The organism is Curtobacterium sp. PhB78 (genome assembly GCF_003751685.1).
Classification (GTDB): domain Bacteria; phylum Actinomycetota; class Actinomycetes; order Actinomycetales; family Microbacteriaceae; genus Curtobacterium.
This window is the reverse complement of sequence record NZ_RKIA01000001.1, coordinates 762327-776775: the sequence shown is the minus strand read 5'-3', so window position 1 is coordinate 776775 and position 14449 is coordinate 762327. Positions and strand designations below refer to the sequence as shown.

Sequence of the window (14449 nt, the reverse complement as noted above, 5' to 3'; positions counted from 1 at the left end):
CGGCCTGGGATCCCCGGGCCGGCCGTCTCACTAGGCTGACGCGCATGGTCAGGACACGGGCGTGGCGGAACGGCGACGCGGCGGAACGGGACTTCCCGGTCGACCGGGTCTCGGACCTCGTCGCCGACGCGGACACCTTCGTCTGGGTCGACTACACCGACCCCGTGCACGACGACCTCGTGCAGGTCGAGCAGGAGCTCGGCATCCACGCCCTCGCCGTCGAGGACGCCGTCGAGCAGGGCCAGCGCCCGAAGCTCGACCGGTACCGCGACAGCCTGTTCCTCGTGGTCTACGACGTCGGCGGTCTCGGCGAGGACGGCGAGCTCGTCACCCACGAGGTGAAGGCGTTCGTCACCGAGCACGCCCTCGTCACCATCCACGGGGCCGACGTCGACACCGCCGCGATGGAGCACCGGCTCGACGCGAACGCGGACGTGGCCGAGCACGGTGTGCCGTGGCTCGTCTGGGCGTTGCTCGACGCCGTCGTCGACCACGCCACCGAGACCGTGGAGGACATCGAGCGACGGATCGACGACCTCGAGGACGACCTGTTCGAGCGGGGCAACGCCCGCGAACAGCAGATCCAACGCCGGTCGTTCCGCCTCCGCAAGGCCCTCGGCGTGCTGCGGCGGCTCGTCGTCCCGACCCGCGACAGCGTCGCATCGCTGCTGCACGGCGACGCGGAGACCATCTCGGACGGCATCCGGCCCTACTTCCGCGACGTCGAGGACCACCTGGTGTCGATCTCGGACTCCGTCGAGCAACTGCGCGACGCCGTCTCGAGTGTCCTCGACACGAACCTCAACCTGGCGTCGAACCGGCAGAACACCGTGATGAAGAAGGTGACGAGCTGGGCCGCGATCATCGCGATCCCCACCGCCATCACCGGCTTCTTCGGGCAGAACGTGACGTTCCCGGGCGAGGGTGCGTGGAGCGGGTTGTACGTCTCGCTCGCGCTCATCGTCGCGTCGTCGCTCGTGCTCTACCGCGTCTTCAAGGCCCGCGACTGGCTCTGACCGCCGCGGGCTTCGCACGGTGCGAGCTTGTTCGGGCGGTGCGCGACTGACCGCACCGTGCCCCGCCACAAACTCGCACCAGGCTGCCGGCACCGCACCGAACGACGGAGCACGCACGGTGCGACCGCGCGTCGGAGCGCGAGCACCCCAGCGGCCCCGCGTCAGATCGCCAGCGCGAGCACCCCGGCGACCACGGTGAGCGGAGCCGCGATGCACCCGAGCAGCATGTACTTGCCCCACGACAGGTGCACGCCCTCGGCCGACAGCCGTGCGTGCCACAGCAGGGTGGCGAGCGAGGCCCACGGCGTCACCAGGCACCCGGCGTTCACGCCGATGAGGAGCGCCGCGTACCGCACGGCCTCGTGACCGGCAGCGGGCTCGAGCACCAGGTACGCGGGCAGGTTGTCGATCGCGTTCGCCGCCACCGCTCCCCCGGCGCCGAGCAGCAGGAGCGGCCCGGTGCCGGTGCCGTCGCCGAGCGCCCGCACGATCGGGTCGGTGAGCCCGGTGCTGTGCAGGGTCTCGACCACGACGAAGAGCCCGGCGGCGAACAGCAGCGTCGACCACGGCACCCGCGACGGCCGGAGCTCGGCGGGCGACCGGAACGCCGCGACCACGACGAGCACGAGGGCACCGGCGACGGCCGCGATCCAGACCGTCACCCCGGCGGTCAGCGCCACCACGAGCGCGACGAGCACAGCGGACGCCGCCCAGAACGACACCGGGTCGGACGGACGGCGCACCGACACCGGCGTGTAGCGCCCGAAGAGCTTGCCGCGGAACACCACGAGCAGGACGGCGCACGGCACGACGACCCCGGCGACGGCCGGCCAGGCCATCAGCCCGGCGAAGGGCAGCGGGCCGCCGAGGCCCATCCGGTCGACGGCGAGCAGGTTCGTCAGGTTCGACACCGGCAGCAGCAGGGACGCGGTGTTCGCGAGCCAGACGGTGGTGAGCGCGAACGGCATCGGCGGCAGCCCGACCCGGCGCGCCAGTGAGATCACGATCGGGGTGAGCAGCACCGCGGTCGTGTCGATCGACAGGAACACGGTGCAGAGCACGGCGAGGACCACGACCGCGCCCCACAGCCCGATGGTGCGTCCGCCGCCGACACGTGCCGCGACGTCGGCGAGCCGGTCGAACACCCCGGCGTCCGCGGCGAGCTCGGCGACGATCGTCAGCCCGAGGACGAACCCGAGGACAGGCAGGACCCGTTCGGCCAGGACCCCGAGGTCGTCGAGCGGCAGCAGGCCGAGCGCGACGCACACCGCGCCGATGACGAGCAGCACTGCTCCGATGACGGCCTGACGCACGGGCGCTCCTTGACGAGTGCGCCGGGCAGGGTGTCCGGCGGCGCTCCAATGTACTGACCGGTAGCGTTGGCAGCACGACGACAGGAGGCCTCTGTGCGCAAGTTCATGTTCAACGGTGCGGTGTGGAGTTCGCTCATCAGCGGCTACAGCGTGCTCCAGACCACCCGCCAGGGACCCCGCGACTGGCGGCTCGCCCTGACGTGGGTCGCGTGGATCGCGACCACGATCGTGGCGATCGGCACGGTGGTCGAGGACGACCGCGCCGTCAAGGCGCGCCAGCCGTAGGTCGCGACCATCTGACGGACGGGAGGCCCGGTGCCAGCTGGCACCGGGCCTCCCGTCCGTCCCGCGTCGGGTCCGGAGCCCGTCAGCGCTCCGCAGGCGGGATGTCGGACGTCTGGATCGGACCGGTGAAGAGTGCCGCGCGGTCCTCCTGCCCCGGCGCGAACAGCGCCGAGTCGGCAGCGGTTGACGCCGTGCGCCGCCGCGGTGCGGTCTCGTCGACCATGAGCACGCGCTGGACCGGCAGGGCGTCGGGGTGGGTGCGCTGGATCCACTCGACGAGTTCCTCGCGGATGTAGCAGCGCAGGTCGAACAGCGACGGGGCGTCGTGCGACGTCGCGAGGACCCGTACCCGCACGTACCCCTGCACGGCGTCGGTGACCTGCAGCACCTTGACGCGGCGGTCCCACAGCTCGGTGCGGTCGAGGATCCGGTCGAGCTCCTCGCGCATCTCCCCGGGACGGACCCGCCAGTCCAGGTCCATCTCGACGGCACCGAGCAGTTCGCTGTTCGTGCGCGTCCAGTTCTCGAACGGGGTGCTCGTGAAGTACGTCGACGGCAGCACGAAGCGCCGGTCGTCCCACAGGTGCACGACCACGTAGGTCAGAGTGATCTCCTCGATCCGCCCCCACTGCTGCTCGACCACGACGACGTCGTCGACGCGGATCGACCCGGAGAACGCGAGCTGCATGCCCGCGAAGACGTTGCCGAGCGTCGACTGCGCCGCCAGACCCGCGACGACCGAGATGAGTCCGGCGCTCGCGAGCACGCTCGCGCCCGCGGCCTCGACCCCGTCGAAGGTGAGCAGGATCGCGCCGACGGCGATGATGACGAGCACGGCGACGGTGAGCCGCCGGATGATGAGGACCTGCGTGCGGATGCGGCGGGCCTGCCGGTTGTCGGGGACGTCGATGCGGAACCGGTGCAGGCCGAGGTCCTCGAGGAAGATCGCGATCTGGCACGCCAGCCAGCAGCCCACCGCGATCGTGGCGATGAGGAACCCGTGCACGACCTCGTCGCGCCACGGGTAGGCGTCGGCGTCGCGCGGGACGCTCGAGGTGAACGCGATCCAGAGCAGGACCACGAGCATTGTGGTGCGGAACGGGTGCTTCGCCCGGCGCGAGAGCACGCCCGCCCACCGCTCCCGTCGCGCGACCGTCCGCAGCACCAGGTGCAGGACGACCGCGGCGACGGCGGTGATGAGGAGGGCGAACCCGATCGCGACGAGGAGTCGGAGGAGGATGTCCATCCCTCCATGCAAGCAACGGACGACAGGCGTTGTTCGCAGGACCCGGCCACGCACGCGAGGAGGCCCGGTGCGCACGACGCGCACCGGGCCTCCTGTCCGAACGGAACCGCTACTTGCTCGCGGTGAGCGAGTCCACGTAGTCCTCGTTGTCGGCAACCCACTTCTCGACGATCGACTGGTACTCGGACTGGTCCGCGCCGCTGTTCACGAGCGCGTCCTCGAGCGAGTAGAGCGTGTCGGAGTCCATCTTGAACGCCTGCAGCCACTTCTGCGCTTGCGGGAAGTCGTCGCCGAAGTCCTCGTTCACGATCGTGTGGATGCTCTCGTTGTCGCCGAGGGCGTTCTTCGGGTCCTCGAGGTCCTTCACGTCGAAGGCGTTGTAGGCCCAGTGCGGACGCCAGAGGGTGACGACGATGTCCTTGCCGTCCTTCTCGGACTTCTTCAGCTCGGACAGCATCGCCGGCGTCGAGCTCGTGACGAGCTCCCAGTCGTCGAGCCCGTAGGCCTTCATGACCTTCTCCTTGACGATCTTCGTCTCGCCGGCGCCGGGCTCGATGCCCACGATCCGTCCGCCGAAGTCGTCCTTGTGCGCGGCGAGGTCGGCGAGCGAGTCGATCGGAGCGTCCGCGTTCACGGTGAGTTCGAGCGACGCCTGGTCGTTCCACGACCCGAGGTCCTCGAGGTCGTCGCCGTACTTGTCCATGTACGCCTTGTGCGTGTTCGGCAGCCAGGTGTCGAGCACGGCGTCGTAGTCGCCCTGAGCCAGCCCCTGGTACGCCGGCGCGGGGTCCGCGTAGTCGAGCTCGACGTCGTACCCCTTCTTCTCGAGGACGTACTTCCAGAGCTCGCTTGCTGCGGTGTCCTCGTCCCAGCCGTTGAAGACGACCATCTTCATCGCCTGCTTGTCGCCGTTGTCCACCGTGTCGGACGCGTTGCTCGAGCCGGGCGGCGAGCAGGCGCTGAGCGCGAGGGCCGCGGCGGCACCGAGTCCGATGGCCGACAGGATCTTGGTTCGGGTGTTCATGGTTTCCTTCCTGGTTCGACGCTCGGCACCGGCGGACCGGGTTCGGCGTCGTCGACACGGCGTGCTGTCACCGTGCGGTCTGTGGGGTCTGGATGATCTGGTCGACCGGGTGCGCGACGGCGCTCCAGCCGTCAGGCGCCGACCGGCACGGGCTGCTCCGCCTGCTGGGTCGCCGACTCCTGGTCGTCGTCGCCGGTGGGCGCGGTGGCCGACGTCGTCCGGCTCGGAGCGCGCTTCTTGCGGTCGCCACCGAACGCTGCGGTCATCCGGTCCAGCACGATCGCGAGGATCACGACCGAGATGCCTGCCTCGGAGCCCAGACCGACGTCGATGCGGTTCAGGGCGGCGACGATCTGGCCGCCGAGTCCCCCGGCGCCGACCATGCCCGCGATGACGACCATGGACAGCGAGAGCATGATGACCTGGTTGACGCCGGCCATGATGCTCGGACGAGCGAGCGGCAGCTGGATCTGACGGAGGATCCGCCACGGGCTCGAGCCGAACGCAGCACCGGCTTCGACGACCTCGGAGCTGACGCCGCGGATACCGAGCTCGGTGAGGCGGACGCCCGGCGCCATCGCGAAGACGATCGTCGCGACGATGCCCGGCACCGGCCCGATGCCGAACAGGATGAGCGCGGGGATCAGGTACACGAACGCCGGGGTCGTCTGCATGAAGTCGAGGACCGGCTTGATCGTCCGGCTCGCTGCGTCGGAGCGCGCCGCCCAGACGCCCAGCGGCAGACTGAGCACCACGGCGATACCGGCGGCGACGACGACGAGGGCGAGCGACTCCATCGCGTAGCTCCACTCGCCGATGCTCACGATGACAGCCAGGCCGACCAGGGTGCCGAGCGCGAGCTTCCAGCCCTTCGCCCAGAAGGCCACGGCGACGAGCACGACGATCACGGCCCAGAACGGCGGCGTCGTGAGGAAGTACTCGATCCACTCGTAGAAGAACGTGAAGATCGCGGCGATGACGTCGAAGACGCCACCGAGGTAGGTCGTGATCCACTCGACGATCGCGTCGACCGCGTCGCCGAGCGGCAGTCGGAATCCGAAGAGAGTGGTCATGCGTCGGCTCCTGTGCGGTCGGTCGAGATGATGGTCGGATCGCTCACGACGGGCTGTTCCCCGGTGGCCAGGGTCGCGTCGAGATCCGAATCCGAGATGCGCGTGACCGGCTCGAGCACCGGGATCGGCATGGTCGCGGTCGGCACGTTGCCGAGCGCTGCGAGCAGTGTGACCCGCGGCACGACGCCGAGCAGGCGGTCCTCGTCGTCGACCACGGCGATCGGCAGGGGCGACTCCACGGCGAGCTCGAACAGATCGGTGAGCGCGGTGTCGGGTGAGACCCGGGCGTACTCGGTGTTCACGATGGCGTCGAGGTTCGTGTCGCCGGCCTTGACCTGTCGCATCACGTGGCGATCGCGGACCCATCCGTCGAGCGTGCGACCACGCCCGGTGACGAACACCGCTGCGGTCTGCAGGTCGCGCATCACCCGGAGCGCGCCACGTGGGCCCGCCGTCGACGGGACGACCGCGCGCGCCGGTTCCATGACGCTCGCGGCGGTGAGCACACGGGCGCGGTCGACGTCCTGCACGAACTGGGCGACGTAGTCGTTCGCCGGGTCGGTGAGGATGTCCTCCGGCGACCCGATCTGCACGATCCGGCCGTCGCGCATCACGGCGATCCGGTCACCGAGGAACATCGCCTCGTTGAGGTCGTGCGTGATGAAGACGATGGTCTTGCCGAGCCGCTGCTGCAGGTCGACGAGCTGCTCCTGCATCTCACGGCGGATGAGCGGGTCGAGCGCGCTGAACGCCTCGTCCATCAGCAGGACGTCGGTCTCGGCGGCGAGGGCGCGGGCGATGCCGACGCGCTGCTGCATGCCGCCGGACAGCTCGTCGGGCTTCGCATCGGCCCAGACGTCCAGGCCGACCAGGTCGATGACCTCACGGGCCTTCGCGAGGCGCGTCGTCTTGTCGACGCCGTTCACCTCGAGGCCGTACGCGACGTTCTCGAGCACGGTTCGGTGCGGCAGCAGTGCGAAGTGCTGGAACACCATCGACACGCTCGACCGACGGATCTCGCGGATCTCCTTGGCGCTCGCCTTGGTGACCGTGCGCCCGCCGATCTCGACGCTGCCGGCGCTGGGCTCGAGCAGGCCGTTGAGCATCCGGATGAGGGTCGACTTGCCGGAGCCGGACAGTCCCATGACGACGAAGATCTCGCCGGGGCGGACGTCGAAGGACGCGTCGATGACCGCGGCGGATCCCTGCTCGCGGACCTCGTCGCGGGTGGCGCCGGCGGCGAGGCGGCGGACGGCGTCGCCGGGTCGGCGGCCGAACACCTTGTAGACACCGCGCACACTGAGCGCGGCGCCCGTGCCGTCCGGCGACGTGTCGTGCCGGATCTCGGATGGGGCAATGGACAACTGGACTCCTCGCGTCGCCGCGGCGCCGGAGCGCACGTGCGGTGACGGTGTGGTTGCGAACGGGTCGCCCGGGACGGCGCGCACGGCCCACGTCAGCCCGCGCAACGGCGCAGGGCGAGCGAACACGCACGCAGGGACCACGCTCGGGGCGGTCCCGGTCCGGCCGACCGTACGGTCACGGCGCTGCTGGCCGCGGACGCGTTCTGGTCGTCGTGCCCCCGGCCGTCGGGCCTGTGGGGACGTTCAAACCTAACGGCTTCCTGTCCCCCGATCACAATCGACGTCCGCCGGAATCCCGGCATCGCTGTACCCCGTCGTCGGCGTGTCGCCCACGCACATGGGGATCACGATCGTGACCGTCTCGTTACAGATCAGCTCGTTCGGAGGTTTGTGTGCCGCCCCGGTTCCGTGCGCATGTAGGTTGGCGCGCATGACAGCGCAGAACGACACGGGCGTGAACCGTGCTCCGGCGAACGACTTCTCGCACGAGCAAGAGGGCTACCAGCACGGTCTGAAGCCCCGGCAGCTGCAGATGATCGCGATCGGTGGGGCCATCGGTACCGGACTCTTCCTCGGTGCGGGTGGACGACTCCACACCGCGGGCCCCGCGCTCGCGCTGACCTACCTGATCTGCGGCATCTTCGCGTTCTTCATCCTGCGCGCCCTCGGCGAGCTCGTGCTGCACCGTCCGTCGTCGGGGTCGTTCATCTCCTACGCGCGTGAGTTCTACGGCGAGAAGTTCGCCTACGCCGCCGGCTGGATGTACTTCCTGAACTGGGCGATGACCTCGATCGTCGACACCACCGCCGTCGCCATCTACCTGCAGTACTGGTCCGCGTTCACCGCCGCACCGCAGTGGCTCCTCGCGTTGATCGCCCTGATCGTCGTGCTCGCCGCCAACATGGTCGCGGTCAAGGTGTTCGGCGAACTCGAGTTCTGGTTCGCGCTCATCAAGGTCGCGGCACTCGTCGCGTTCCTCGTCGTCGCGATCATCTGGCTCGTCTTCGCGTTCCCGGTCGAGGCCGGCGGCGAAGCCGTCCGCACGGGCTTCTCGATCTGGGGGGACAACGGCGGGCTGTTCCCGAACGGGCTGCTCCCCGCGGTCATCGTGATCCAGGGTGTCGTGTTCGCGTACGCGGCCATCGAGCTCGTCGGCACCGCGTCCGGTGAGACGCAGAACACCGAGAAGGTCATCCCCCGCGCCATCAACTCCGTCGTGTTCCGCATCGCGGTCTTCTACGTCGGGTCGATCATCCTGCTCTCGCTCCTCCTGCCGTACACCGCGTACAAGGAGGGCGAGAGCCCGTTCGTGACGTTCTTCTCGTCGCTCGGCAACCCGCAGGTGGGGTCGATCGTCGGCGGCATCATGAACTTCGTCGTGCTCACGGCGGCACTGTCGTCGCTCAACGCCGGCCTGTACTCGACCGGTCGCGCCCTGCACTCGATGGGCATGAACGGCTCGGCGCCGAAGTGGACCACCAAGATGTCGAAGGGCGGTGTGCCGTACGCCGGCATCCTGCTCACCGCCGGCTTCACGGTCGCCGGGGTCGTCCTCAACTACTTCGTCCCGAGCCAGGCGTTCGAGATCGCGCTGAACATCGCGAGCCTCGGCATCATCACCGCGTGGGGCACGATCATCCTCTGCCAGATGCGGCTCCGGTCCTGGGCGAAGCAGGGACTGGCGAAGGAGCCGTCGTTCAAGCTGCCGGGTGCCCCGGTGACCGCCTGGCTCACCCTGGCGTTCCTGGCGTCGGTCATCGTGCTGATGGCGATCGACTACCCGGTCGGCACCTACACGATCGCGTCCCTCGTGATCGTCATCCCGCTGCTCATCGTCGGCTGGTTCCTGCAGCGCGACCGCATCCTGCGCATCGCGTCGCTCCGACAGGGCGTCACCGGTCCGTACCCGATCGGTGTCCGCGACCCGGCGAACCAGGTCCGTCGCGACGGCGAGGACGGCGACGAGCAGAAGGGGTCCGACGACACCGTCTGATCTGTCCCCGGAGCGCAGCACATCGCGCGCCGAGTGCAGTGGGTCCGGCTCCCGTCGGTACGATCGGCGGGTGCCGGACCGCTCTGTCTCCCCTGCGTCAGTCCCACCCACCCTCGATCTCCGGCTCAGCTGGCGAGGCGCGTACGGACACCTCCGGGTGTTCCCCGACCGCCTCGAGGCCGAGACCGACTACGAGCGCGAGGCGCGGGTCTCCGTGCCGATGGACGCGGTGTCGGGATGGCGCCTCGGCCCGTGCGACGAGGACGCCGTCTGCGTCGAGTTCGTCACGGAGCCGGAGACGTTCCGCGTGCTGCTCGACACCTCGGACGAGCAGCTCGCCGCGCTGGCGATCCAGAAGGTGCTCGGACCGCCGCTCACCACCGGCTGACGATCCACGGGCGCTGCGCTCAGGCGTCGCCCTCCGGGGCGAACTGCGTGACGCGGAACGTCGCGCCCTGCGGGTCCCGCAGCTCGGCCGCACGCGTCCACGGACCCTGCCAGGTGCCGAGTACGGCGCCGCCGAGCTCCTCGGCCCGTGCGGCGGCGGCGTCACGGTCCGCCACGCTGAACGACACGTGCCAGTCGTCCGGCCCGTCGTCGAGTCGGGCGAGGGCGCCGATGACGTCCGCGAAGCCCTCCGGTGCGCCGACCTGCCGTTCGCGGATGTCGGGGTCGGAGGTGGCCGCGAGGTGGTCCCCGTAGCCGGGGAGCCGGACCATGGCGCTCGGGCCCTCCTCGATGCCGGAGACCCGCCAGCCGAACAGCTGCTCGTAGAACGAGATCGCCTGCTCCGGCTCGGTCGAGCGGAGGTCGCTGAAGACCCAGCCGCCGGGGGCGTTGATGTGCTGCGACCCGAGCCGCTCGCGCGCCTGCCAGATTCCGAACGCCGCACCGCGCGGATCGACGCAGTCGACGCTGCGGCCCGCGGCGCCACCCGGCCCGGCGTCCTCCGCCGGAGCGGCGGTGCCACCGAGCTCGACGACCCGAGCGGCCCCCACGTCGGCGTCGTCCACGGCGATGTACGTCGTCCACGACGCGGGCTCGTCACCCGAGGCGATCGCGCCGACCTCGCGCCCGTCGATGCTCACGATCCGGTACGAGCCGGGGGCTCCGGGCGGCAGGCGCTCCTCGAAGTCCCAGCCGAACAGACCGCCGTAGAACGCCTGCGCGGCGTCGGGGTCCGGGTGTCGTCCGTCGATCCAGCTCGGCACGCCCTGGGGGTAGGTGCGAGGGGTCTGGTCCGTCATGGTGTCTCCCGAGGTCGCCGACGCCCGGGTCGGATGCCCCAGGTCTACCGCTGACCGCCGACGTCGGTCGGGTCGGTCGTCGGGTCAGTCGTCGGTGTCGAACCCGTCGACGCCGACGTGGGCGACGTCGACCGCCCACCCCTCGGCCTCAAGGCCGCCGGGTGGGCGGTCGGCGAACCGCACCGACGCCCGACGGCGAACGGCTCAGACCAGCAGCAGGATCCCGGCGACGACCGCGGCCACGGCGATGGCGAGCGCGATGAGCAGCAGCACGAGGTGCACCGTGTAGAACGTCGTCGGCTTGCCCGCGGCGTCACGCGCGCGGGTGTCCTTCGCGACGCGCTGGAAGAAGCGCGGCCAGGTGACGACGTTGAAGACAGCACCGATGAACAGGACAACTGCGGCGAAGACGAGCACCGTCCGAGTCTAGACAACGAGTGTCGGTGGTGCTCGGCCGCCCCCAACGCGGCCGAGTCCCACCGACGAGCCACACTTTCTGTAGCACTTGCTACAAACCCTACACGGGCGTCGGGAGACCGTCGAGTCACCCCTTCGGGCTACGCGGAGTCGAGCGCCGACTCGGCCTCGGCGAGGACGGCTCGCTCGGCATCGGTCAACGGCGTACGCGTCCGCCGGAGCCCGTCGTTCACCTCGACGATCGCGCGGCTCAACCGCGTGGCGGGGTCCTCGGTCGACGGGTAGGCGTTGTCGACACCGATCCGCGCGTGCAGCGGCGCGAGACGCCGCAGCGCCGCGTCGACCCGCCGGGTGCGTCGACGTCGCGAGACCCGGTGTCCGACGACGAGCAGCAGCATGCCCGTCGAGACGCAGATCACGGCGCCGGGCGTCGTGACGTCGTACGGCAGCGCGAGGGAGCGCATCCGGTCGAGGTCCCCCGTGACGTGCGCCAGGTCCATGACCACGACGACGACCATCCGGACGACCCCCAGCACGCCGCCGAGCACCAGGACCCACAGTCCGACCAGGTCCGTCGTCGTCCGGGCCTCGCGCAGGCGGAGGACGCAGATGAGGCCCGTCGCGCCGAGCGCCACCCCGAGGTACACCGTCTGCGCGATCGAGTAGACGGTCGCGGCCGGGTGCGACCCGGCGTCGAGCATGAACGTCGTCGTGGTGGCGGGCTTGTCCAGCACCGCGAAGGCGACGACCACCACGACCACCACGGCGCCGCACGACACCACGATCGCGTTCCGGAGCCACGGCCGCGCCGCGCCGACCGCCTTCGCCACGCCCCAGAGCAGCGTGCTCGTGCCGGCGACCATCAGGCAGTCGCTGACCACGGTCACCACGTTCGAGCCGCCGAGCAGTGGGTCGAGCCACCGGTACAGCGGATCGACGTTCGTGACGATGGTGCCGGCGAACAGCAGGAAGGTCACCGCCAGGGTCCGGTCCTGCCCGCGTTGCAGGACGAAGAGCGCGATCGTCCCGGCGATGAGCAGCACCGCCTGGACGACGGCGACGATCACCCGAAGACCCCGCGGAAGGCGCTCGGGCGGCCGCGGTGCCGCCGGATGAGCGTCGCGAGCGCGTCGGCGAAGACCTCGGCCTCGTGCTCGTACGCGTTCGAGAACATCCCCCGCGCCAGTGCCCGCTCGACCTTGTACTCGGGCAGGTCCGGGATGACGTCGCGGATGTAGGCCGACTGGGGCGCGTGCTCCTGGTGCCGGTGCAGGACGTGACCGAGCTCGTGGCCGATGACGAACGCCCGGAAGGTCGGCGACGCGGTCGGCGAGATCATGATCAAGTGAGCGTGTTCGAGCGTCGCGACGAAGCCGCACACGGGCTCCGTCGCCAGGAACGCCTCTTCGCGGACGACGATGGGCTTGTCCACGACGACGGCTGCGGCGGCGACGGCCTGGTCGACGTCGGACCACCCCTCGACCGCACCGCGTGCCCAGAAGGACTCGAGCAGCGGGTCGGTCACGCGACGCTCCCGCGCTGTGATTCCTCCTCGAGCACCTCGGCGATGCGCCGCAGCGCCTCGGGTGAGAGCTCGCCGGGGAAGGTGCGTGCAGCGAACCCGCTCACGCGGGCGGAACGCAGGGAGCGGACGAGGGCGAGCTGGGCGCCGATGCGCTCGGGGACGTCGCTGTCCTCGAGCAGGAAGCGCTCGTCGACCTCGAAGTACCCGGCGAGGAGCCGGAGGAGCTCGGTGTCGCGGTTGCGTCGGCCGTCACCGGAGAGCATGTAGGTCCACTTCGCCCGCGAGAGCGAACCGCCGTGGGCGGCGACGTACTCCTCGATCGAGGCGAACGGCACCGGGGCACCACGCTGGGACTCCTCGAAGTCGAGCAGCAGGTTGATGCGCCGTGCGAGTTCGGCGGCGTCCAGGACCCCGCCCCTCGGATCACCGGTCTCCATGTCGGACTCCTCCCCAGCCGTGCGTGCACGACATCGTAGCGCGGCGGACACCGTGCACGCCGTTAGCCTCGTGGGCATGGCCCGCAGCTTCCCCGCGACGATCGCCGACCCGGTCGAGCACGAGATCGTCATCACGAAGTCGCGGTTCATCACCACGGTCGCCCCCGTGTCGGACGTCGCGGACGCCGAGCGGGTCATCGCCGAGGTGAAACGCCGCCGCTGGGACGCCCGGCACAACTGCACCGCGATGGTCACCGGCACGCTCGGCGACCAGGCCCGGTCGTCGGACGACGGAGAACCGTCCGGCACGGCGGGCGTGCCGATGCTCGAGGTGCTCCGCCGCCGCGACCTCACCGACGTGGTCGCCGTCGTGACGCGCTACTTCGGCGGCGTGAAGCTCGGCGCCGGCGGACTCGTCCGCGCCTACTCGACCTCGGTCTCGGAGGCCCTCGACACCGCCGCGCTCGTCCGGCGCGAGGCGCTCACGCAGGTGCACTTCGACGCCCCGCACGCCGAGGCCGGCCGGCTCGACAACGTCCTGCGCGACTGGGTCCGGCACCACCACGCGACCCTCGGTGCGACGGCCTACGGGCGTGCGGCGACGTTCGAGGTCTGGGTGCCCGCCGACGCGCTCGCGATCCTGACCGCGGACCTCGCAGCGGCCTCCGCCGGCGCCGTCGACCTCGTCGTCGGCCCGGAACGGATCGTCGACGTCGCCGCCGACTGAATCCGACCGCCGGAAGCACCTCGGGCGTGTCCCGCTCCGAACGCGTGCACACCCCCCGGAACGCACGAAGGCCCCGACTCGACGAGTCGGGGCCTTCGTGATTGTGGTGCACCCCCTCGGACTTGAACCGAGAACCCACTGATTAAGAGTCAGTTGCTCTGCCAATTGAGCTAGAGGTGCATGTTCCGGCTTCCGTGCCGCAACGGGAATCAACAATAGCATGGGTTCTGCGCGCTCACGACCACTCGTGGGCACCAAGCGAACAGGAGCACCATGACCGACCGTCTCGCCGCCGGCGACACCGCCCCCGACTTCACGCTGCCGGACCAGGACGGCGTCGAACACTCGCTCGCCGCGCTGCGGGGCAAGAAGGTCATCGTGTACTTCTACCCGGCCGCGTCCACCCCCGGGTGCACCACCGAGGCCTGCGACTTCCGCGACAACATGTCGTCGCTGCAGGCAGCCGGCTACGAGGTCCTCGGCGTCTCGAAGGACGAGCAGGCGAAGCTCAAGACGTTCCAGCACGAGCAGGCACTCACGTTCCCGCTGCTGAGCGACCCCGACCTGGCGGTGCACCAGGCCTACGCCGCGTGGGGCGAGAAGAACAACTACGGCAAGATCGTGACCGGCACGATCCGCTCCACGATCGTGGTCGACGAGGACGGCAGCGTCCAGCTGCCGCTCTACAACGTCAAGGCGACCGGACACGTGGCGAGCCTGCGGAAGAAGCTCGGCCTGGTCTGAGGACCGGACCACAGCGAGACGGGAGGCGCGGTGCCAGC

General features: G+C 70.2%; 16 protein-coding genes and 1 tRNA gene. 6 read left to right on the top strand and 11 right to left on the bottom strand.

From position 1 onward, the window contains the following. Positions 1-44: 44 nt before the first annotated feature. Positions 45-1016: a magnesium transporter CorA family protein gene (locus EDF53_RS03785; RefSeq protein WP_123292263.1), complete on the top strand. Its 972-nt coding sequence runs from the start codon at positions 45-47 to the stop codon at positions 1014-1016. 161 nt (positions 1017-1177) lie between these two features. Here the strand turns inward: EDF53_RS03785 and EDF53_RS03780 are convergent, their stop codons facing one another. Continuing rightward, positions 1178-2329 (bottom strand): SLC13 family permease, encoded by a 1152-nt coding sequence (locus tag EDF53_RS03780; protein WP_123292262.1) that lies wholly within the window; start codon positions 2327-2329, stop codon positions 1178-1180. A 93-nt stretch (positions 2330-2422) separates the two neighbouring features. On the opposite strand from EDF53_RS03780, the gene EDF53_RS03775 reads away from it, so the two are divergent. Further along, on the top strand, positions 2423-2614 hold the full coding sequence (locus EDF53_RS03775) for a hypothetical protein (RefSeq protein ID WP_111085947.1): 192 nt from the start codon (positions 2423-2425) through the stop codon (positions 2612-2614). An 82-nt stretch (positions 2615-2696) separates the two neighbouring features. On the opposite strand, the gene EDF53_RS03770 is transcribed toward EDF53_RS03775, so the two are convergent. From EDF53_RS03770 to EDF53_RS03755, 4 genes are all read right to left on the bottom strand, one after another. Beyond that, positions 2697-3860 (bottom strand): mechanosensitive ion channel family protein, encoded by a 1164-nt coding sequence (locus tag EDF53_RS03770; protein WP_123292261.1) that lies wholly within the window; start codon positions 3858-3860, stop codon positions 2697-2699. Between the two features lie 109 nt (positions 3861-3969). After that, positions 3970-4884, bottom strand: a complete 915-nt coding sequence (locus tag EDF53_RS03765) for a glycine betaine ABC transporter substrate-binding protein (RefSeq protein WP_123292260.1) — start codon at positions 4882-4884, stop codon at positions 3970-3972. 131 nt (positions 4885-5015) lie between these two features. Then, positions 5016-5957: a proline/glycine betaine ABC transporter permease gene (locus EDF53_RS03760; RefSeq protein ID WP_123292259.1), complete on the bottom strand. Its 942-nt coding sequence runs from the start codon at positions 5955-5957 to the stop codon at positions 5016-5018. Further along, a complete protein-coding gene (locus EDF53_RS03755; protein WP_216834478.1) occupies positions 5954-7321 on the bottom strand; it encodes a glycine betaine/L-proline ABC transporter ATP-binding protein in 1368 nt (455 codons plus the stop codon). Before EDF53_RS03755 ends, EDF53_RS03760 begins: the two co-directional genes overlap by 4 nt. 430 nt (positions 7322-7751) lie before the next feature. Here EDF53_RS03755 and EDF53_RS03750 point away from each other — a divergent pair, with 430 nt between their 5' ends. Together EDF53_RS03750 and EDF53_RS03745 are read left to right on the top strand one after the other, a co-directional pair. Continuing rightward, positions 7752-9314 (top strand): amino acid permease, encoded by a 1563-nt coding sequence (locus EDF53_RS03750; RefSeq protein ID WP_123292258.1) that lies wholly within the window; start codon positions 7752-7754, stop codon positions 9312-9314. 157 nt (positions 9315-9471) lie between these two features. Continuing rightward, complete coding sequence (locus tag EDF53_RS03745) at positions 9472-9702, top strand: hypothetical protein (RefSeq protein WP_111085952.1); 231 nt, start codon at positions 9472-9474, stop codon at positions 9700-9702. Between the two features lie 19 nt (positions 9703-9721). Here EDF53_RS03745 and EDF53_RS03740 read toward each other — a convergent pair whose 3' ends face one another. The 5 genes from EDF53_RS03740 to EDF53_RS03720 form a co-directional block, all read right to left on the bottom strand. After that, on the bottom strand, positions 9722-10561 hold the full coding sequence (locus EDF53_RS03740) for a VOC family protein (RefSeq protein WP_123292257.1): 840 nt from the start codon (positions 10559-10561) through the stop codon (positions 9722-9724). A 204-nt stretch (positions 10562-10765) separates the two neighbouring features. Then, a complete protein-coding gene (locus tag EDF53_RS03735) occupies positions 10766-10978 on the bottom strand; it encodes an SCO4848 family membrane protein (RefSeq protein WP_111085956.1) in 213 nt (70 codons plus the stop codon). Between the two features lie 140 nt (positions 10979-11118). Beyond that, complete coding sequence (locus EDF53_RS03730; protein ID WP_123292256.1) at positions 11119-12045, bottom strand: hypothetical protein; 927 nt, start codon at positions 12043-12045, stop codon at positions 11119-11121. Beyond that, positions 12042-12503 (bottom strand): ImmA/IrrE family metallo-endopeptidase, encoded by a 462-nt coding sequence (locus EDF53_RS03725; RefSeq protein WP_111085958.1) that lies wholly within the window; start codon positions 12501-12503, stop codon positions 12042-12044. Before EDF53_RS03725 ends, EDF53_RS03730 begins: the two co-directional genes overlap by 4 nt. Further along, a complete protein-coding gene (locus EDF53_RS03720) occupies positions 12500-12940 on the bottom strand; it encodes a hypothetical protein (protein WP_123292254.1) in 441 nt (146 codons plus the stop codon). Before EDF53_RS03720 ends, EDF53_RS03725 begins: the two co-directional genes overlap by 4 nt. Positions 12941-13016: 76 nt before the next feature. Here EDF53_RS03720 and EDF53_RS03715 point away from each other — a divergent pair, with 76 nt between their 5' ends. Then, complete coding sequence (locus tag EDF53_RS03715; protein WP_395873102.1) at positions 13017-13667, top strand: YigZ family protein; 651 nt, start codon at positions 13017-13019, stop codon at positions 13665-13667. 104 nt (positions 13668-13771) lie between these two features. On the opposite strand, the gene EDF53_RS03710 is transcribed toward EDF53_RS03715, so the two are convergent. Then, positions 13772-13847: transfer RNA gene (locus tag EDF53_RS03710), tRNA-Lys, on the bottom strand. Between the two features lie 93 nt (positions 13848-13940). On the opposite strand from EDF53_RS03710, the gene bcp reads away from it, so the two are divergent. Continuing rightward, complete coding sequence (gene bcp / locus EDF53_RS03705) at positions 13941-14411, top strand: thioredoxin-dependent thiol peroxidase (RefSeq protein WP_123292252.1); 471 nt, start codon at positions 13941-13943, stop codon at positions 14409-14411. The last annotated feature ends 38 nt before the right edge of the window (positions 14412-14449 follow it).

Excerpts from the sequence above, each read along its gene's own strand:
- EDF53_RS03785 (WP_123292263.1), top strand. The coding sequence starts at position 45 with ATGGTCAGGACACGGGCGTGGCGGAACGGCGACGCGGCGGAACGGGAC.
- EDF53_RS03770 (WP_123292261.1), bottom strand. The coding sequence starts at position 3,860 with ATGGACATCCTCCTCCGACTCCTCGTCGCGATCGGGTTCGCCCTCCTC.
- EDF53_RS03765 (WP_123292260.1), bottom strand. The coding sequence starts at position 4,884 with ATGAACACCCGAACCAAGATCCTGTCGGCCATCGGACTCGGTGCCGCC.
- EDF53_RS03760 (WP_123292259.1), bottom strand. The coding sequence starts at position 5,957 with ATGACCACTCTCTTCGGATTCCGACTGCCGCTCGGCGACGCGGTCGAC.
- EDF53_RS03750 (WP_123292258.1), top strand. The coding sequence starts at position 7,752 with ATGACAGCGCAGAACGACACGGGCGTGAACCGTGCTCCGGCGAACGAC.
- EDF53_RS03740 (WP_123292257.1), bottom strand. The coding sequence starts at position 10,561 with ATGACGGACCAGACCCCTCGCACCTACCCCCAGGGCGTGCCGAGCTGG.
- EDF53_RS03720 (WP_123292254.1), bottom strand. The coding sequence starts at position 12,940 with ATGGAGACCGGTGATCCGAGGGGCGGGGTCCTGGACGCCGCCGAACTC.
- EDF53_RS03715 (WP_395873102.1), top strand. The coding sequence starts at position 13,017 with ATGGCCCGCAGCTTCCCCGCGACGATCGCCGACCCGGTCGAGCACGAG.
- bcp (WP_123292252.1), top strand. The coding sequence starts at position 13,941 with ATGACCGACCGTCTCGCCGCCGGCGACACCGCCCCCGACTTCACGCTG.